This window comes from Alteromonas sp. Cnat2-8, assembly GCF_022348355.1.
GTDB classification, from domain to species: domain Bacteria; phylum Pseudomonadota; class Gammaproteobacteria; order Enterobacterales; family Alteromonadaceae; genus Alteromonas; species Alteromonas macleodii.
Genome location: NZ_JAKREX010000002.1, coordinates 609792 through 628823 on the forward strand (window position 1 = coordinate 609792; position 19032 = coordinate 628823).

General features: G+C 43.4%; 13 protein-coding genes. 7 read left to right on the plus strand and 6 right to left on the minus strand.

Annotated features, from left to right (window positions below; genetic code table 11):
* Window positions 1–5: 5 nt before the first annotated feature.
* Complete coding sequence (locus MHN00_RS06805) at window positions 6–2024, minus strand: bifunctional diguanylate cyclase/phosphodiesterase (RefSeq protein WP_075177000.1); 2019 nt, start codon at window positions 2022–2024, stop codon at window positions 6–8.
* A 477-nt stretch (window positions 2025–2501) separates the two neighbouring features.
* Between MHN00_RS06805 and MHN00_RS06810 the strand changes: the two genes are divergently transcribed.
* Window positions 2502–5012 carry a TonB-dependent receptor gene (locus tag MHN00_RS06810; protein WP_239300745.1) on the plus strand — a complete coding sequence of 837 codons (2511 nt, stop codon included), beginning with the start codon at window positions 2502–2504 and terminating at the stop codon, window positions 5010–5012.
* Between the two features lie 73 nt (window positions 5013–5085).
* Here the strand turns inward: MHN00_RS06810 and MHN00_RS06815 are convergent, their stop codons facing one another.
* Window positions 5086–5793, minus strand: coding sequence for a hypothetical protein (locus MHN00_RS06815; RefSeq protein WP_239300857.1), 708 nt, complete (start codon window positions 5791–5793; stop codon window positions 5086–5088).
* Window positions 5794–5945: 152 nt separating this feature from the next.
* On the minus strand, window positions 5946–8195 hold the full coding sequence (locus MHN00_RS06820; protein WP_014950257.1) for an acyl-CoA dehydrogenase: 2250 nt from the start codon (window positions 8193–8195) through the stop codon (window positions 5946–5948).
* Window positions 8196–8601: 406 nt separating this feature from the next.
* Here MHN00_RS06820 and MHN00_RS06825 point away from each other — a divergent pair, with 406 nt between their 5' ends.
* From MHN00_RS06825 to MHN00_RS06840, 4 genes are all read left to right on the plus strand, one after another.
* Window positions 8602–9156, plus strand: coding sequence for an outer membrane beta-barrel protein (locus MHN00_RS06825; protein WP_039228466.1), 555 nt, complete (start codon window positions 8602–8604; stop codon window positions 9154–9156).
* Between the two features lie 105 nt (window positions 9157–9261).
* A complete protein-coding gene (locus MHN00_RS06830; RefSeq protein WP_014950255.1) occupies window positions 9262–9519 on the plus strand; it encodes a DUF3081 domain-containing protein in 258 nt (85 codons plus the stop codon).
* A 185-nt stretch (window positions 9520–9704) separates the two neighbouring features.
* Window positions 9705–10640 (plus strand): LpxL/LpxP family Kdo(2)-lipid IV(A) lauroyl/palmitoleoyl acyltransferase, encoded by a 936-nt coding sequence (gene lpxL, locus MHN00_RS06835; protein ID WP_239300746.1) that lies wholly within the window; start codon window positions 9705–9707, stop codon window positions 10638–10640.
* A 153-nt stretch (window positions 10641–10793) separates the two neighbouring features.
* Complete coding sequence (locus MHN00_RS06840) at window positions 10794–11411, plus strand: TcpQ domain-containing protein (protein ID WP_061486285.1); 618 nt, start codon at window positions 10794–10796, stop codon at window positions 11409–11411.
* A gap of 10 nt (window positions 11412–11421) precedes the next feature.
* Here the strand turns inward: MHN00_RS06840 and glnE are convergent, their stop codons facing one another.
* Window positions 11422–14355 (minus strand): bifunctional [glutamate--ammonia ligase]-adenylyl-L-tyrosine phosphorylase/[glutamate--ammonia-ligase] adenylyltransferase, encoded by a 2934-nt coding sequence (glnE, locus tag MHN00_RS06845; RefSeq protein WP_239300747.1) that lies wholly within the window; start codon window positions 14353–14355, stop codon window positions 11422–11424.
* Between the two features lie 314 nt (window positions 14356–14669).
* Between glnE and MHN00_RS06850 the strand changes: the two genes are divergently transcribed.
* Window positions 14670–15575, plus strand: a complete 906-nt coding sequence (locus tag MHN00_RS06850; RefSeq protein ID WP_014950251.1) for a DUF350 domain-containing protein — start codon at window positions 14670–14672, stop codon at window positions 15573–15575.
* 45 nt (window positions 15576–15620) lie between these two features.
* Here the strand turns inward: MHN00_RS06850 and MHN00_RS06855 are convergent, their stop codons facing one another.
* The gene (locus tag MHN00_RS06855) at window positions 15621–15968 is read right to left on the minus strand and encodes a GIY-YIG nuclease family protein (protein ID WP_239300748.1); all 348 of its coding nucleotides are present in this window, start codon (window positions 15966–15968) and stop codon (window positions 15621–15623) included.
* 224 nt (window positions 15969–16192) lie between these two features.
* On the opposite strand from MHN00_RS06855, the gene MHN00_RS06860 reads away from it, so the two are divergent.
* Entirely contained in the window at window positions 16193–17257 is a 1065-nt protein-coding gene (locus MHN00_RS06860; RefSeq protein WP_014977100.1) for an XrtA/PEP-CTERM system-associated ATPase, read from the plus strand.
* A 140-nt stretch (window positions 17258–17397) separates the two neighbouring features.
* On the opposite strand, the gene MHN00_RS06865 is transcribed toward MHN00_RS06860, so the two are convergent.
* The gene (locus tag MHN00_RS06865; RefSeq protein ID WP_239300749.1) at window positions 17398–19029 is read right to left on the minus strand and encodes a TIGR03016 family PEP-CTERM system-associated outer membrane protein; all 1632 of its coding nucleotides are present in this window, start codon (window positions 19027–19029) and stop codon (window positions 17398–17400) included.
* Window positions 19030–19032 lie beyond the last annotated feature (3 nt).

Genomic DNA, 19032 nt, shown 5'->3' on the forward strand with positions numbered 1-19032 from the left:
GGTTATTAGTAGTTTTCGTTATACCAAGAAATAAGGTCGTTGGCGTTCATTGGTCTAGCGAAGTAAAAGCCTTGCAAATAGTCGGTTCCAAGCTGGGACAAGTGTTGCCTTTGCTGCTCAGTTTCGATGCCCTCTGCAATGGTTTTACAGCCAAACTCTTTAGCCATTAAAAGTGTTGCTCTTATTATGGTATCACTCTCTTCAGAGCTATTCTGAATAAAAGAGCGGTCAATTTTAATAAAATTGAATGGCATAGATTGAAGACGGTTTAAAGATGAATAACCTGTACCAAAGTCATCAATTGATATTTTGACATCACGGGCTACGAGTTCGCTCACTCGTTTAGTCACTAGATCTTTATCAATAGCGAATACGCTTTCAGTTATTTCTAGATAGAGGCGTTCTGGTGAAATTTTAGTTGTGCTGAGGGCATTGTCTAAAACTTTAAAGAAGCTGTCATCGAGCAGCTGCGCGACTGATACATTTATCGACATTGCGAGGCCGGGTTTGAACTGCCAATGTGAAAGGTCGATAAGCGCTCTATTTAATACCCACGCACCTATTTCAGGCATTAGCCCGCTGCGCTCTGCAAGGGGGATAAACACCGCAGGAGAGATGTTTTCTCCGTCGCAGTTCCACCGTAAAAGCGCTTCTACTGACGACAAGGAGTTTGTCGTGACGTCAATGATAGGTTGATAAAAAACAGTAAACTCACTATTTTCAATGGCTAATCTTAAGCGTTCACAAAGGCGCTGCTCTCGCTTTATTTCGTTGTGCAACGTTTCATTAAATACGCCAATAGAGCCTCTTTGCTTACGCTTTTGATCATACATAGTCAGGTCGGCCTGTTGAATTAAATCAACAGCGCTGTCGCCATGGACGGGGAACATAGCGATGCCGATAGTGGCGTCTAACGTTACCTGATTGTCGTTCGCAATAATGGGAATAGTGACGCCACTGCGCATAGCGTGTGCTACGGCCTTTGCGGTATCAACATTAGCATAAGGAATTACGGCGACGAATTCGTCTCCTCCCCATCTTCCCAGGTGATTTTCTTCTGTATAGTTACGAAGTCTGTTGGCAATTTCGGCAAGGACAATATCGCCGACTTTATGTCCTAAACTGTCGTTAACTTGCTTGAATCCGTCTAAGTCGATAAATAGAAGGGCGAGCGAGTTATCAAGCGCACGTGTGGTGTCTATCAAATTGTTGAGATGCTTGAGAAAGCCATTGCGATTAAGCAAATTTGTCAGTGGATCTCTGTTGGACAACCGATATAAATCCGCCGTTCTTCTTTCCACTTCCGCTTCAAGGTTGGCGTTAGATGCATCGAGCTTTTCGTTTGAAGCTATGAGTAGTTTGTTTACTTTAACTGTTTCACTACGCTCAATACGCATCTGTTCCATCAAACTATTATTCTTAGCTTTAAGGTGTAATGTACTGATGAAAAAGCGATGGTAGCGAAAAGCACTGGCGAAAATACCAAACCAGAAAACCAAGCCAAGCACACCTAAAATAAAAAATTTCCCGCTAGCATCTATTAACGCACATAACGACATAGGTACAAGAAGAGCAGTAGAGTAGAACCCGACGAGTTTTATGTTCGGAGACAGGACGGTTCCAGCTCCGCCAGACATCGCTGCGAGTACAACCATAGTCGCTGCTAGTTCGACAGTTGCCATGGATGAATAGAAAAGCACTGAGTAAAGCGCCCAAATACAACCCGTAACATAAAGCCCGGTCGAAAACCGAATCAAAGCAGGGCGCGGGTTATAAGCTTTTCCTGCTAAATTAGTGCGCCAATACAATGCATCAATTAGCCTCAGAAGTGAGACGCACACCATTACTCCCCAAATCTGTAGTTTGTTTGCAAATGTTGAAGGGGAGTCGCTTTCAAAGAAAAATACCAGGCCAGAAAAGGCAAATATCGTCATCAAAAAGCCGACAAAGCTATTGCCAATTAGCATGTCGGTGGTGTCTCGTTCTATTTCAGTTTGTGATATCGATTCTTGATACGTGTTCAACCGGATAAAGCCTTAATTACATTGTGATTCAAATTTAATGCGTTACTTCAAAAGCAAATTTAGTCGTACAGAATAGAGCGAAGCGTACAAACTTAAGTGCACTAAATGATTGTAGTATAGGCTAAATATAATACATATGACCGAGTCATTTTAAAATTCGACTAAAGCAACCCGCTTTTGTTTATCTATGTTTTTTCACAGTTCGTTCTGAATACCTGAAAGTGTAGTGTTCTTAATCGATATTGCTTTTTATTTCTTATCTGCGATGTGAACCGCTGAATATAGCTAAAACTTTAGTATATAAAAGTTAAATAAGGCGCTGCGCAAGAGTAAAAACTCTTCACAGGATGTTTACAATGTTGTTCCTTTGTTATAAATTCTTAATCGATTAAGTTTGAATTGTGTTGCCGCCTCCCTACGTTAAAGGGGCAGAGGCTACCTTGGATTTAACAAATTCAACACATTGCCGGAGAAAAAATGAACAAAAATCACACACTCAATGCTTTGACCCTAGCGATTTGCGCCGCTTTTTCGGGCTCGGTTATCGCGCAGGAATCATCAACAGCTGATGCTGACGCAAAGTCGAAAGAAAAATTCGAACAGATTGTGGTTACCGCTGCACCGGGTGGTGCAACGATGCAAGAAGCTAGTGTTTCTGTAAGTGCATTCGACGAAGACGATATTCTTAAACTAGCTCCTCGCTCTACCGCTGAGGTATTTCGCGCGTTACCCGGTATTCGTGCCGAGTCTTCAGGCGGTGGCGGTAACGCAAATATTACTATTCGCGGTATTCCACTTGCGACGGGTGGTTCTAAATTCTTGCAAATCCACGAAGACGGTTTACCTGTTTTAGAATATGGTGATATTAACTTTGGCAATGCCGATAACTTTTTACGCTACGACTGGTCAGTAGCGAATGTGGAAGCAGTGCGCGGTGGTTCAGCGTCAACATTCGCAAGTAACTCGCCAGGCGGTGTTATTAACTTAATTAGCAACACGGGCGAAGTAGGTGGCGGTGCCATTGGAACGTCATTTGGCGTCGATTATGAAGAGTTTCGTTTAGATTTTCGCTATGGCGGTGAAATTAGCGACGACCTTTACTACCACATTGCTGGCTTTGCCCGTGGTGGAGAGGGCCCGCGAGAAACGGGATACAATGGCGACCAAGGCGGTCAGGTTAAGTTCAATATCACTAAGATGCTAGATAACGGTCACATCCGTTTCTTCTATAAAAACCTTGATGACAAAGTATCAACATACCTTCCTTCTCCGGTATTGGTGAAAGGCGATGGTGAATATGGCCCAGTACCTGGTTACGATGCTAGCTCACAGGCATTAAACTCAGCTTACAACACAAACATTTCTACTTTTGACAGCTATGGTAATCCAGAGAATCGCGACGTCCGCGATGGTATCGAATCAAAAGTAAACTCATTTGGCGTTGAAGTTGACCTCGAAGTGGCTGAAAACTTGTTCTTATTAAACAAGTTCCGTATTTCAGATATCTCAGGTGGTTTTATTGCTCCATTTACTGATGGATTCCCAGCGGGCCCTGGCGATGTATCGAATTTCGCTTCTGCACTTTGTGCCGGCGCTACTGACGGTGACGGAAATGCGCTGAATTGCGACAGCACAAGTGTTGTGCTCGCGAACGGACCTGGCGCTGGTGAAGTGTACACAGGTCAAGCATTTACAAACCTTCAGTTCGACACAAGAATCAACGATCTGGGTAACATGATCAACGATTTCAGCTTGCGTAAAGAATTTGATAACGGTATCGACCTCACAGTAGGTTATTACTACTCAAACCAGGACATCGCCACAAGCTGGTCAAGCTGGCAGACATTTATACAAACTCTAGACGGTGACAATTCACAGCTTCTAACAGTTACCGATGGCGATGGCGTGGAACTTGTTTCAAACGGTTTACTGTCACCAAGCTTCCTTTCGTGGGAGTGGGACTTAAACTATGTAACAAAAGCGCCGTACATGAACGTTGGTTTTGAATTGTCAGATAACATTCTTATAGATGCATCAGTACGACATGACACGACCGAAGCTTCAGGTGAACTCATCAGCTCATGCTGCGGCGGAAATGCTGACTTCGACCTAAACGGTAACGGAACTATTGAGCAAATTGAAGATGCTTCAGCAATCAACAGCGGCTTCATTAGCGGTGGTGTTATCAACTTAAATCGCGCAGGTGCGTCATCTCAAATTGTTGATTACAGCGCGAATAATACGTCTTATTCAATCGGTGGTTCGTACCTGCTAAGCGCCAGTCAGACATTCTTTGCCCGTTACTCAAAAGGTGGCCGTGCTATCGCGGATCGTTTACTACAGATTGGCGGTACATTGACTACAGACGGCAGCTTAACAAGCACAACATCGGGTTACGATACAACGAAACAATTCGAGGTAGGTTACAAATACGGTACGAAAGACCTCATGGTTAACGCAACCTTGTTTGATACTGTTACTGAAGATACGCAAGCAGAGGTAACCAGTGGTTTAACCTTTATGCGCGAATATGAAGCAACAGGTTTAGAGCTTGAAGGCCGCTGGACAGCAACTGATAATTTCGTGCTATCCGGTAACTTAACGTGGACAGACGCTGAAATCAGTAAAGACGTAAACAATCCTGCACTTGAAGGAAATACTCCACGCCGCCAAGCAGATTGGATTTGGACTATTACCCCTGAGTACGTTACTGATACATGGTCTGTTGGTGCCTCACTACAAGGCTCGACAGAGTACTATGTTCAGGACAATAACGACCTTAAACAAGAAGGTTATAACCTTGTAAACTTGTTTGCCACTTATTGGGTGAACGACCAATTTTCTGTGTCGCTTAATGTAAATAACGCCACTGATGAATTTATCATCACTGAGTCAGAAGAAGGTTCAGCAGAAGTTGGTAGCTACATCAGAGCACGTCCATTGAACGGCCGTACTACAGTGCTGTCGCTTAAATATATGTTCGACTAACGAGCAAATATCTAGTGCGAAGGTACTAGTTATTGTTCAATTAACGCCCGCAATTGATGCGGGCGTTTTTTATTTATTCACTCTCCGCGGCTTTGAGTAGCTGAAGCTGCTTGGCGATTGCTGCAGAAAGTTGGTCAATTAAATGGCTATGTTTCTTATGAATAACGTGTACCAATTCGTGTTCCACTAGAGGTATATACTCAATTCCAGATTGTTCGAAAATGGCTTCTTCAGAAGAGTCACTCGGTAAAATAGCGTAGTCAAATCGCCCGTTGAGCAGTAAATTTATGACGTGGTGAAAGTCATCAAATTCAAAGATGTTGGCATTTAACTCGCCAGGTTTGGCGTGCATATTGAAGAAAAATCGGGTAGTAACGGCTATTGCCTTATCTGGTTGTTGAATTATGCTTTTATTGCACTCAGCTCCTCGTATACACAATAGAAATGATGCGCCATGAGACAGTGCTGGAGGAACAATTACAATGTTATTGTCAGGCTGAGACACTACGTCATAGCGAATAATATCTGCATCTGTCATTCCTTCATTCAATAGCCGTAAGCCTCTTTCCCCACCCACTTTTTCGAATGTAACCTCAATGCCGATATCTTGGTACGCACGTGCTATTAGGGGTTTATAGAAGCTACTTACTCGAGGATGAGTTAGTTCTCCAATGACGAAGTTAGTATCATCGTGCTGGGCACTGGCGTTTGAATTGAATAGCAGCGACGAGATAAAGAGAATAAAAAATGTTGAAACGGTTTGAATGCCCATAAAGCGCATCGTTTTCACTTTACAAATCCTTGTTTAAGAAAACCACGATAAGCTAAGGGTAGAGTACGAACGAAACAATAGAAAGGTAATTTAACGGGCAAATAAAAAGCCCCATCTCAAGGATGGGGCTTTGTTAATCAAGTTACTGCAATTATGACAGTTTACGCAGCGTTTTGACCGCCATCAATCGCTTTAAGCGTTTGAGACGCTGGAACAAGTTCCATATCGAACGTGTATTCGTCTACACGAACTGCTAGCTTGCGTTTTTCGTTATAGTCGTGAAGCTTAGCAGCTTCATCAGCCGTTACTACGCCTTTTTCTTGAAGCTTGTTAAGTGCATGTTCAAAAGAAATGAACGGCACTACAGGCTCTTTGCGAAGTGCTTTTTGCACTTTGCCAAGAAGGTGCGCTACCGCGTGCTTCGCTTTGAACGCTTGCTCGTTGATGTCGTTGCCATCTCCCGGCGTAACGCGAACAAGGTGAGTAAGCTGCTCTTTCACGCTGTTATCTTGCATAGACGCGATAGAAAGCTCACGCACTAGGTCATCGCTGATACCCGCAACACTGTTGGTGTAGGTATTTGTAAGAAGACGCATTAGACCACGTGTCGCCGTGTTCGGGAAATTGTTGATAAAGTTAACAATTGCCTGATCCGCTTGTTGTAAAGACCACTGCATTGCGTATTCGAAATACGGTAGCGCAAGTTTTCTGTCTTCGATGCGCTGCTCGTAGAAACGAATTGCTGCCATTGCACCGTATAGGTAGCTCATTACGTCACCTAGACGTGCTGATAAAAGCTCAGCTTTCTTAAGGTCACCGCCTAGTACCGCAAGTGACAAGTCAGCAAGTGGTGCTAGTTTTGCAGAGATGCTGTTTACACGCTTCTCATACTTGCGAACTTCTGGTAAAGCAGACTCGCTCTCGCGTAGGAAAGGAAGGTAGCCTTTACCTAGGCTGCGGAATGCATTTTTAACGCTGAAGCCAACTGTTTTACGAAGTACTTTGTTGAACTCTGCATCCGCAGAACTTTCGTTGCTGTGGATTAGGTCAACCATGTCTTTCAGGTACGGGTGGCAACGCATTGCACCTTGACCGAAGATCATTAAGTTACGGGTAAGAATGTTTGCACCTTCTACCGTAATCGCGATAGGAAGCGCAGCATAGCCGCCCGCTAACGTATTCTGAGGACCGCGTTGAATCGCTTTACCTGCCTGGATGTCCATAGCAGAGTTCATCACATCACGACCTAGTTCAGTCATGTGATATTTAGCAATAGCGGTAACTACTGATGGTTTAACACCTAAGCCTAGACCTTCAGTTGTAAGAACACGCATCGCTTCAAGTAAGAAAGTCTTACCCGCGATGTCTGCCATTTTCTCTTGAATACCTTCAAAGCGACCAATTGGAAGACCAAACTGCTCACGTACGAATGAATACTCAACCGTGCCTTTAAATGCAGATTGTGCAGTCGCTACGCCCATTGCTGGAAGTGAAATACCACGACCTGCACCTAGACAGCTAACTAGCATCTGCCAACCACGACCAATGTTCTTTTGACCACCAATGATGAAGTCCATAGGAATGAACACATCTTGACCACGAGTAGTACCGTTGTAGAAGCGCACACCCATTGGGTCGTGACGGTTACCTAGTTCAACACCTGGGTGAGACTTAGGTAGAAGAGCACAAGTAATGCCAAGCTCTAGTTTGTCGCCAAGTAGTTGGTCTGGATCGAACACTTTAAACGCAAGACCTAGTACGGTAGCAATTGGTGCAAGTGTAATGTAGCGCTTGTCCCAGCTTACGCGTAAACCAAGTACTTCTTCACCGTTGAATTCGCCTTTAGTCACGATAGCCGCATCAGGAATAGCACCTGCGTCAGAACCTGCTTCAGGGCTGGTAAGCGCGAAGCACGGAATATCGCGACCGTCTGCTAGACGAGGTAGCCAGTAATCTTGCTGCTCGGTTGTACCGTAGTGCATAAGAAGCTCGCCTGGACCTAATGAGTTAGGGACCATTACGGTTACTGCAATTGCACCGCTTTTCGCTGCGATAGTGGCAACGATAGTAGAGTTTGCATACGGGCTGAACTCAAGACCACCAAATTTCTTTGGAATGATCATAGAGAAGAAACGGTTCTTACCTAGGAAGTCTAAAACGTCCTGAGGAATGTGCTTGCCGTTGCCTAATTCAAAATCATCGATCATGTTCAGCAACTCGGTTACTGGACCGTCCATGAATGCTTGTTCTTCTGCGCTCAGTTTTGCCTGAGGGATATCGCGTAGCGCCTGCATGTCAGGCTTACCCTGATAAATAGAAGATTCAATCCACACGTCGCCTGCATCTAAGGCTTCTTGCTCTGTGATTGAAATTGGGGGTAATACTTTCTTTAAGCTAGTTCTGATACTCATAATAACTCATCCGCTCATCTGACCAGTTGTTTAGGTTAATACTACACCTAATTTAAAAAAGATCAAATTTTGTAAAAATTATCAAATAATCATGTGGTTATATAAACTATTTGCGTCTTTTTTATACGAAAGTGTGATGCAAGGGATTAACATTGCTGATATTTAATGGTCAAAAAACGCTCTGGTTGTGTCACCTTGATGTAGAACCACTATACCTGCGGTAACACGCCGCGATTACGAACATTTTACCTCTCGCTGCGTGGGAAATTATCTATGCGGACTGGTATAAAACCGCTTGTTTGTGCAGCTATCAGTTAACTGTATTCATCTAAACTCTGTTTGTTCGTTTTAATCAGAGGCATTGTCTTTTATAGTGAGCGTTCTTTAACATGGAGAAGTAATTAAAATGCGCCGTCTTTCATCATTTTTCGCTAAGTTCCTTATTGGAAGTGCAGCTATAACAAGCTTGGGTTTTTCTGGACTAGCATCAGCCAACGGATATGCAGTGGCAAATATTGGCTTTGGCAACGTAGATACTGAAATAGATAATGAGTCTGATATTAGCTATTCAGCTGCTTTAGGCTATCAATTTCACCGCCAGTGGTATGTAGAAGGTGGCTATATCTCTTTTATTGATACAGATAACGACGAGCAATCAATCTCATCTAAAGGCCCTTATTTGGCGTTACTAGGTAAAGCGAGTAGCCAGAAAGGTGAGCTGTATTATAAATTAGGCGTGGCAAGCGTTGACATCGAGCATGCGTCGATAGATAGCAATACCTGTGGCCCAGAAGCCGCTGTGTGTGGATACGATGACACAATTATTGCAGGATTAGCTGGGCTAGGCTTCGATTACTACTTAGGCTTACAATCGATGGTACGCGTGGAATACACCTACTTTGGTGGCAAAGATGATTTTTCTGCGCATATTGTAAATTTAGGTTTTCGCTACAACTTTTAGGTTGTAGTTATTAACTCGCATAGTCGTTTTAAATATAGGCCCTAGATAAATCCAAAAATCGTTTGATTGTGTAAAAATAGATAAATTCTCAACAATGGATTTACAATGAAAAATGAATTAGACAGCAAGTTCTTACTTCAGGTTTTCGACAAGATCCGCCAGCATGGCGCGAAAGAAGATGAACAGTATAAGCTTAATGGGATCACTGCGTTTACAGATCACGATGGCTATACGCTTTACATTGAAGACGTTAATGTGAAGCTGCAGTTCGGCTTTCACAATCAATACCATTTTGACTATGACTCAAAAGAGCAATATGAATCGTTTGAGAAAAAGTTGAAGCAAATCGATAAAGAATATTAGTGACCTGATTTCAGTTTGTATTGATAACAAGCAATATGTTTCTTAAGCAGAGAAAGCAAGTGTGGGCTCTCTCTGCTTAAGTGCTTCTATTAATCGCAAGAGCACTGTGGGCTGTCTGTCTCAATTAGCCCCACCAAAAACCTTCTGCTACAATGCCGCCCACTTCGTTTCAAAGGATACAGACATTGGCGGCGGCAATTAAAGCTCCTAAATTTAAACTAGCATTTTTAGGCCCTAAGTTTTGGCCTGTATGGTTAGGTGTTTTCGTTCTTTATACGATTACATGGTTGCCTTTACCCGTGATACGCGCTATCGGTGGCGGTACCGGTAAACTTATCGCATTAATTGTTCCTAAACGGGCAAAAGTCGCAAAGCGTAACTTGACGCTCTGGAACCCTACACTTTCCGCCAATGAAGTAGAGGCGCTTTACAAAGAAAATGTGCGGCGTACGGGCATGGCACTATTTGAAACTGCTATGGGATGGTGGTGGCCTAGCTGGCGCGTAAAACGAGCCATTGAGATTGAAGGCACTGAGCATGTTGAAGCGGCCCTTGCAAATGGCAAAGGTGTCTTTGGTATGGCACTTCACAATATGAATCTGGAATTTGCCTGTAGAGGTATTGGCTTCTTCCGTCCAAGCATCGCGTTTTATCGCAAACACAACAACCCTCTCGTTGATTACCTTCAGTATCATGGGCGAAACCGCTCGAACAAATACATGATTGATAAGCGCAACGCAAAAGCCTTACTTGCTGCACTTGACGATAAAGAACTTTGTTTGTATTTGCCCGACCAGGATTATGGCCCGAAACAAAGTATCTTTGTGCCATTTGGTGGGGTGAAAGATACCGCGACAACTACAGCGACGCTGATGTTTATTCGACGTAGTCACTCTGAGCCAATGATCATCACGTCGCAATACACCAAACGCGGTTACAAAATTAAAATCTATCCACCGCTTTCTCAGTTAGGCGATATGGAAGACGCTGAAGCACTAACATTACTGAATCAACATGTAGACGCTGCGGTTAAAGAACAGCCAGAAAGCTATTTGTGGATGCACAAGCGATTTAAAACCAGACCGGAAGGTAACCCTGAATCGCTGTATAAATCACTATAGCTGTGTATGAATAAACACCTAGCGATGAAAATTAGATAAATAGAATAATAGGCTTTCCGTTCGAAGGTAGACTAAAATAGAAGAATTATGCTTAAGTTCATATACATAGCATAAGCTGATTTTCGATTAAAAGTGGCTACACATTGGTAAGGTATGGGACAGACAGGTTATTCAAGTTCATCGTTTTGGGCAAAGCAAATTGGCATAGCAGCAGTGCTTGTGATCATTGCTGGCGTACTCATTTACATGCTTCAAACACAGGACCAAGAGCCTGTTCCGCAAGGGCAAGCGGAAGAAAAGTCTGTATCACGTGGGTTAAGTGAGTTCTATCGAGACTTCCGTATGTCTGCTACTGACCCAGCAGAAGATGAGCAGGGAGATTTTGTTCTGGATATTGCGGGCGTTGATCCTAATTTAGACAACAAGCTTGCACAAATGTCTAGCCAAACCCGTCCGGTTGAAAAGAATTGGACCGGCGAACATAAATACCGCACGTTCCAGGAAGGGAACACACTGCGCGAAGCTATTTCGCAATACGCTCAAGCTGAAGGCATGCAGGTGATATGGAACCTGGAGCAAGACTTTGTTATTAAGCACCAGTTTCAATTGGACAACACGGTTGCAGGATCGCTTGCTAAAATTGCCAGTGCCATAGACAGTAGTTTTGAAGGGCAAGTAAAAGCATATTTATGTGCAGAGCAACGCTCGCTGGTGGTGACTGCTCAAGAAACAGAATTTCTCACCACCAACTGTCGTTTGGTTAGAGGTTAAGCTTCATCGCCTAGCCGCTACACGTGCCAAATAGTGCATTCCAGTGAATGGTTACTTGTTCTCGTATGGCATCTAGTTCTTCGCTCTGATCTGCGTACTTGGTATCAGCTAACGTTAAATGGTGGTATTGCTCTCGCAGCTTCAAATACGCCTTTTGCAGTTTGTGCGCAGTGGCGACATCAATAATGTTGCTCTTAGCTGCGGCGTCAAAAATGCGAAGATTGTCAGGATATTCTGTCATGGCAGCCTGTGACTTTGCATTAGCGAGTACAAGATATTGAGCCATGAACTCAATATCGGTAATACCACCTACACACTGCTTTAAGTCTACCTTGTCGTTCTCCTTTGAAAGCAAGTGCTCCCGCATTTTTAAACGCATTTTGCACACATCGTCAGCCAACGTTTTAGCGTTTCTAGAGCGAGTTAGTATGGAACTTCTTACCTGCGTGAAGTCATTCAAAAGGCGAGGGGCTCCGCAAATTGCTCTTGCACGAACGAGCGCTTGATGTTCCCAAGTCCATGCTTCTTCGGTCTGGTATTTCTCGAAACCATCGATATGGCAGCATAACAATCCCGCATTTCCAGAAGGGCGTAGACGCAAGTCGGTTTCGTATAATTGTCCAAACAACGTCTTCGTATTGAGAAGATGCATGATGCGCTGCGCCAACTTAATGTAAAACTGTTGCGCTTCAATAGACTTCTTGCCGTCTGTGCTTATGCCGCGAGGAGCATTATGCAAAAACACTAAATCTAAGTCTGAGCCGTAACCTAATTCATACCCGCCTAGTTTTCCATAGCCGATAACGGCAAATCCTTTGTCAGTTCCCTCTAGGTGTGCTGGAGCGCCATAGCGCTGTTGCATTTGCATCCAGGCAGCATCTACTACGTTCTCCAATATCACTTCAGCTAGTACCGTAAGCTTATCGCTCACGTTGTTTATAGGTAGTGATTCACTGATGTCGCTGGCGGCTATGCGAAGCTGTTGGCAAAGTTTGAACTGCCTCCACCCATCCATAAGCATTTCAACATCGTCTTGTTCAATACGAAGCATGATTTCACGCAGTTCCAGCTGATATTCCTGCTTGCTGGTATGGATATCGGTATTTTGCTGACCTAGGTATAACGGCGTGAGTAATTCGTCTAATAGTAATGGAAAGCGCTTAATTTCTTGAGCAATCCAGTCGCTTCGTTCACATAGCCTTACTAACTGTTTTAGTACATCCGGATTTTCAAGTAACAAGTCAAGGTAAGTGGTTCGGCCTGTAATCGCTTCAATAACACCGAGTAAACGGTCGAGTACGTGTGGGATGTAGTTTGGATGTTGGTTGATGAGCACATACAAAATTTCGGGAAGCAACTTATTTAACGTGTCTTCACCTTTTTGCCCTATGCGATAATTGCGTTGCTTATCCTTGAAGGCGACAAGAATAGAATATATGCCTTTAATATCGCTAGCAGACAGGTATTCGCCAAAGGTTTCAGTAAACTCATCCTCTTGCAATGCAAGACGCCACGCATCTTGGCAGGCAGTGAAAAGCTGGTCTTCTTCTGAGTGCGTATCATGAGACTCTTCTACTAACTCGTTGAAATGGGCATGAATACGCGCCATTACAGTATCTAAATGCACTAAAAATTCACTGTAAGAATCAAAACCCATGACTTCAATAAGCGCAGCTTGTTGCCAAGGTAACTCAGGAAGAGTTTGGGTCTGGCGATCTTGAGCTTGTTGAAGCGTGTGCTCTACTTTTCTTAGGAATAAATAGTCACTTTTTAGCTGTTGCGTTACATCGCGTTCGACTATATCGAGTTCAGTTAATGCGTCTAACGTGCGAAGTAATGACTTACTTTGTAATGCTGGCTCTCGTCCTCCGTGAATCAGCTGAAAACTTTGGGCAAAAAACTCCACTTCACGAATGCCACCTGCGCCGAGTTTTATATTGTTACTCAGTCTGCGTCTGCGTATTTCTGTGGCGATCAGCTTTTTCATGTTACGAAGGGCATCTAATGTGGTGAAGTCTAAGTAACGACGGAAGGTAAACGGGTGCAAAATGCTCTTTAACCATTTCACATCTTGCGAATTATCATCGTTAATCACCCGCGCTTTTACCATGGCAAAGCGCTCCCAGTGTCGACCTTGATCTTGATAATAATCTTCAAGTGCCGCGAAATGCATCACAAGGGGGCCAGAATCGCCGAAGGGGCGTAAACGCATGTCAACGCGGTAGACTTGACCGTCATTAGTCACTTTGTTCAATGCTTGGATTAGTTTTTGCGCGAGTTTGGTAAAAAACTGCTGATGCTCAACGCTTTTTCGACCACCTTGGATTTCGCCTTTTTCTGGGTACGTAAAAATTAAATCGATATCAGAAGAAAAGTTGAGTTCCTTTCCTCCTAATTTCCCCATACCCAAGATATACATGTGCATGTCTTGGTTATGGCTTTGTGGTTTTCCATAGCGCGCAGCTAAATGTTGATAAAGCCAGTGGTACGCACCGTTAATAAGTACATCAGCTAATGCTGAAACCTGAATAAGTGATATTTCGATGGGTTGCTTGTTCAAAACGTCGAGGAAAGTAATCCGCGCCATCTCTTTATTTCTAAATTTCCTCAACACTTGCAGTAAGTCATCTTCGCTAGCGACGGTGTGCAATTCATTTTCTAGGTTTGCGAGATAGTCAGATGACATGGTATTGCCAAGAGATTTAAGCGCTTCACTTTTCTCAGGTGGTTGATAAGGCTCAACGATGCGAGAAACAAATGAAGGATTTTGAATCAATGTCTCAGCCAAGAAAGAGGAGCGCGTGAAGGAGAGCATTAGTTTTTCACAATGAGCCTCAATTACGGCTCTGTCACTTTCGCTAATTGCTGGCGCTGTTAACAACTGCTGCCAAAATTTTTCGGCAAGTTCTACGTTTGTCATGCTATTTTCGTTGTCTGTTGGCATAATGCTCGCGTCTTATGAGATATCGCTCGTGTTTTACGGTTGAATACTCACAATTGCCATTGCAAGTACTCAAAACAAGGTCTGCTAAGTGCGCTAACGTGCAGCTCTGCATTCAATGTGGTTAAGTGCCTGCTAACCCAGGGTGTGATCTACAGGTCATTTAGCCCTAACTAAAATAAATCTGAACAAGTTCGATGTCATCGTTGTACAAGTTTGTATTAGATGAACGCTATTCAATTAGCCATCACTGATTTTTCGAAACTACATCAAAAACTAATCAGAAGAACTTTGTGTGTTCAAGGAGCAAAGATAACGTGGAAGCCTTAGTAAAACTAGTACCTCTAACGCAAGAACTGCTGATATATCTCGCTATGGATGTCGCAATTGCGTTAGTACTGCTAATGATTATGAAGTGGCTGACAGGCGCATTTAGGAAATACTCGGTAACAGAAGAACTGGGTGTTAAAGATAATTTCGCATTTGGGATAAGCATTGCGGGAGGCATGCTGTCGTTGTGCATAGTATTGAGCTCGGTTGTTGGCCGTCATATTGGCGTGGGTTATAAAGAAGCGGCGATTGGAATGGTAACTTTCGGCATTGTGGGCATTATATTGGTGAAGTTCGGACGCTTCGCTCACGATAAATTAGTACTTAATAAAGTTGATACGCATGCGATGATTGCCGAAAGGAGTGTGAGCGTGGCGCTGGTTGATGCGGCTAGTTTGGTGGCAAGCGCAATTGTTTTACGCAATATTATGGTGTGGGTTGATGGCAGCGACATGAACGCAATCATTGCTATTGTGACCGGCTTTACCGTGGTTCTGACCATGTTGCTTGTTATGACGCGCATTTTAGAGTTTAGATATGCAAGAGATAATCAAAACGACTCATTTCAAGGGGCGCTAGAGAAGGGGCAGTTAGCACTCGCTATCGAGCACACTGGTAATTTACTTGGAACTGCTATGATTGTGTCGGCAGCGAAGAATTTACTCATTTATAACCCATCAGGCTACGTGAGCAATATAACAGGTTGGCTGATTGTTAGTGTTGGCTTAGCAATCGCACTACATATTTTGGTACTAGCGAGCAAAAAAATTATTTTATTTGGCATGAATTTCCGGCAGGAAGTCGATCAACAGCATAACGTTGGTGTAGCTGCACTTGGGTTTACACTTAGCATAGGAAACGCCATGATCATTAATGGTGTTTTAGGCGGGTAGGGGAATACTCTTTTCTGGATAACGAAACTAACGCAACCCAATGTCTTAATCTTCAAATTGGGTTTTCATACACATTAGCTCATTGAGTTGCCCGTTACGAATAATCCCGTTTTTTTGAGGGCGGCTCATTCTCTTTACCTCATATTCAAGCTTTGATGCATGTGACTTGTCAGTCATTTCGAATATGGCTTTAAAGGTCAGTGGTGCCTTACCTTTTAAGGCCTTGGCGCCCCCTTTTAACTCTCCTCGGTGTTGCGCTATGCGGCGCTTGGGGTTAGTGGTAATTCCTGTGTAGAGTTGGCCAAGCTTATTTTCAACTAAGTAGAGATACCACGTAGCTTTTGTACTTCCCTGGTGGGTATTGCCTGCGTTGGCTGGTATACTTTGTGCCAATGTAATTCAATGTATAGAAATTTTTCGTAGCTTTATATTAGCAGAATTAACTAGTGCTTGTTGACCTTTGCTGTACAACATAGATCAACCAGCCCTTAAGACTCGGCGTGAATATATTACTTCGATAATCGCGCGATGTTGGTTACCATATATACGAGAATAAGCGCGCTGTTTCGAATTCACGTGTTCGAACGCACATTTTTAATGGAAAAACGGTAAATTGCATGTACGAAAGTTATTATGGACTTAACTCGAAACCGTTTCAGTTAACCCCAGATCCAGAATTTTTCTTCGCAAGTAAATGGCACAAACGCGCCATGTCTTATCTACAGTATGGACTTTCTCAAGCTGAAGGGTTCATTGTTATTACCGGCGGAATTGGAACCGGGAAAACTACCGTAGCAAACAGCTTGCTTGAAGAAATTGAAGACGACATTGCGGCAGCTCAAATAGTTACGCCAAAGCTGTCGCCAGATGAACTGGTAAAAATGGTCGCGTCTAAATTTGATATCCCCACGGAAGGTCGCTCAAAAGCCGATATTTTAAAAGCGCTTGAAATTTTCTTATACGATCTAAACAAAGCGGGTCGCCGCGCCTTACTATTGGTTGATGAAGCGCAAAATCTTCCGTTAGAGACCATTGAAGAATTAAGAATGCTGAGTAACTTTCAGCTGAACGGCAAACCGTTGATTCAAAGCTTTTTGCTAGGGCAAGAAGAACTGCAGCCTATTTTACGCGCACCGAATATGGAGCAATTTAGGCAACGTATTGTGGCGTCTTGCCATCTCGCTCCGCTTTCATTGGAAGAGTGCAAAGAATACATTGAGTACCGATTGCACCACGCGGGATGGAACGGCTCACAGTTATTCAGTGAAGAGGCGTTTGAACGAATTCACATGTTCTCTCGGGGCATTCCTCGAAAAATTAATACCCTTATGGACAGGGTAATGCTTTATGGCTTTTTAGAAGAACTAGAGAGCTTTGACGCGGACGCGGTAAACGAAGTAATTGAAGAAGTGAAAGCCGAAATGTTTGAGCCTGACAAAACGGGCGCAGAAGTGACGGAGCATATGGGCTTTGCTGACCACCCTGAAAGCCAAACTATCATGACACCTAAAGGCAATGTTATTCGCGACACCAAATACTACTTGGATATGTTAGCTGAATTAGTTGATGCCTTAGATGACGCCATTTCACAAAAAGTGAAAATGACGCAATACGTCGATAAGCTTATGAAAAAGAAATTTAAAACGTATGTCCGACTTAAGAGTGATGATAAGAAAGAGTGATACTTTCTTTGTAGCCACCATCATTTGATAAACAAAAAAAGCGCCTTTTTACTAACGTAAAATCGGGCGCTTTTTTTGGAGTTTAGGTGACTAGTACTGCCTACAAACTGCAGCCAGTATATTGAAAAAAATTCAGTGAATTAGTCATAGGTGTAGGTAATAGATGCGCTTAAGCGTCTGTCGGTATAGTTGTTACCAAACTGTCCCCCAGCGTTCAAATCTCCCTCTTGTTTAAGGTACCTAGCATCAATACTTGCTTTTAACCGGCGACCGAACTCTCTTTCTAAACCTATGGATGCATTCCAGTTGTCGCTTTCACCTCTAAATACGTCTTCTGAACCCTGACCCGTGATATTGGCGTAGTTAATACTGCTAGTTATGTTGGTATAGCTACCAATTTTATAGGCTACGTTTGTACCGAATGAGTAGGTGCGTCTTAGTCTATCTTCGTCTAAGTAATCATCTTCGGCATATCGCCAAGAAAAAGCGAGGGTAATTCTAGAAAAGTCATAACCTGCTTGAAAATTTGCACTTTTTCGCAGAATGATGTTGTCGTCAAACTCTAGATTTTGAGAAGTAAGCTGCACCAATTGCTCTCCCGCGGAGGGTGTATAACTTAAGCTATTGGGCTGAAAACAGTCAGCAATGGATGTCGATGAAGCTGGGCAAACAAATACGCCTAAGTTCTCTGGATCAGCTAACAAGCGAGACGTGTTTGTAACGTCTTCCGAATAGCTGAACGAGGTTCGTAAGTATTTGGAATTGTAGCTAATATTTGCTGATGCCGATTCACCATAAAAACGACGCCCGTATGTAGCCGCAATGCGAGTACGGGTACTCAAAGCCCATTGCATATCAACACCTACGAATGTTTCACCGTCGTCATCCTCTATATCGGAATCACTTTTATTTGCCGTAATTGAGATATAACGATTTTCAGCTTGTCGATAGGTCAAGCCCGCGCCATATGAATTAAACTCTCTGACTAAACTACCCGTGTCATTTCTGTCAGAGATCTGGTTGGCTTCGTGTCTTGCAGTTAAACGAATGGCCCAGTTGCCATAAATTCGAGTATCAATATAACCGTCACCGGTTCTCGACTCAAAGTCGCCTGCACTTGCTTGACCTCTCTCAGTATTCTGATAAGTACCTGTAACTGACCAGATGAAATACTTGGCTTCATCGCCGTTGAGTAAAGTACCTGAGAGTTGATAACTGTCATTATCCAGAGCATTGCTGTTAGTTAATGAGCGCTCCGATGCTGTATCTGAGTATGAGGCTGTGCCTTGCCCCCTTACCCAGTCGCCTTGATCTAGGGTAAGCGTAGAAGATAGTCGATTCGAGCGAGTTTTCGCCAAACTGTCAGAGTTTACAATAAAATCTGTTACCAGAAAATTTGAAGCATTAGTATTCTGATAGCTCAATGCCCCAGCGGCTTGAAAAGATAATAAATTTTCAAGAGGTTCCCACTGAGCAGAATAGCTGTACTCTGCGTAATCTTGGCGCTGGCTAGCATCGTCGTTATCGCGTTCCAGATGGGTGTATGTACCGGACCATAACCCTTGAAATGTTCTTGTTTGATAAGTAGCGTTTACTTTTGGTGCCACAGTCACTGTTGTAAGTGAACGGTTTCCATTTTCCTCAGTATCGACACTTTGGTAGATGGTTTCGGCTGTGGCAACAGCATTCACGTCAAGCTTTGCAAAAGCAGGTAGACTTGTTGCGACGGCTGCAGCAACAAGTGTCGGCTTTATTATTCTTCTTTTAGGCATTGT

What these genes read in the sequence shown, in the direction of transcription:
- MHN00_RS06825 (WP_039228466.1), top strand. Translation starts at nt 8,602, where the DNA reads ATGCGCCGTCTTTCATCATTTTTCGCTAAGTTCCTTATTGGAAGTGCA.
- MHN00_RS06860 (WP_014977100.1), top strand. Translation starts at nt 16,193, where the DNA reads ATGTACGAAAGTTATTATGGACTTAACTCGAAACCGTTTCAGTTAACC.
- MHN00_RS06810 (WP_239300745.1), top strand. Translation starts at nt 2,502, where the DNA reads ATGAACAAAAATCACACACTCAATGCTTTGACCCTAGCGATTTGCGCC.
- MHN00_RS06865 (WP_239300749.1), bottom strand. Translation starts at nt 19,029, where the DNA reads ATGCCTAAAAGAAGAATAATAAAGCCGACACTTGTTGCTGCAGCCGTC.
- MHN00_RS06815 (WP_239300857.1), bottom strand. Translation starts at nt 5,793, where the DNA reads ATGCGCTTTATGGGCATTCAAACCGTTTCAACATTTTTTATTCTCTTT.
- MHN00_RS06820 (WP_014950257.1), bottom strand. Translation starts at nt 8,195, where the DNA reads ATGAGTATCAGAACTAGCTTAAAGAAAGTATTACCCCCAATTTCAATC.
- MHN00_RS06830 (WP_014950255.1), top strand. Translation starts at nt 9,262, where the DNA reads ATGAAAAATGAATTAGACAGCAAGTTCTTACTTCAGGTTTTCGACAAG.
- glnE (WP_239300747.1), bottom strand. Translation starts at nt 14,355, where the DNA reads ATGCCAACAGACAACGAAAATAGCATGACAAACGTAGAACTTGCCGAA.
- MHN00_RS06840 (WP_061486285.1), top strand. Translation starts at nt 10,794, where the DNA reads ATGGGACAGACAGGTTATTCAAGTTCATCGTTTTGGGCAAAGCAAATT.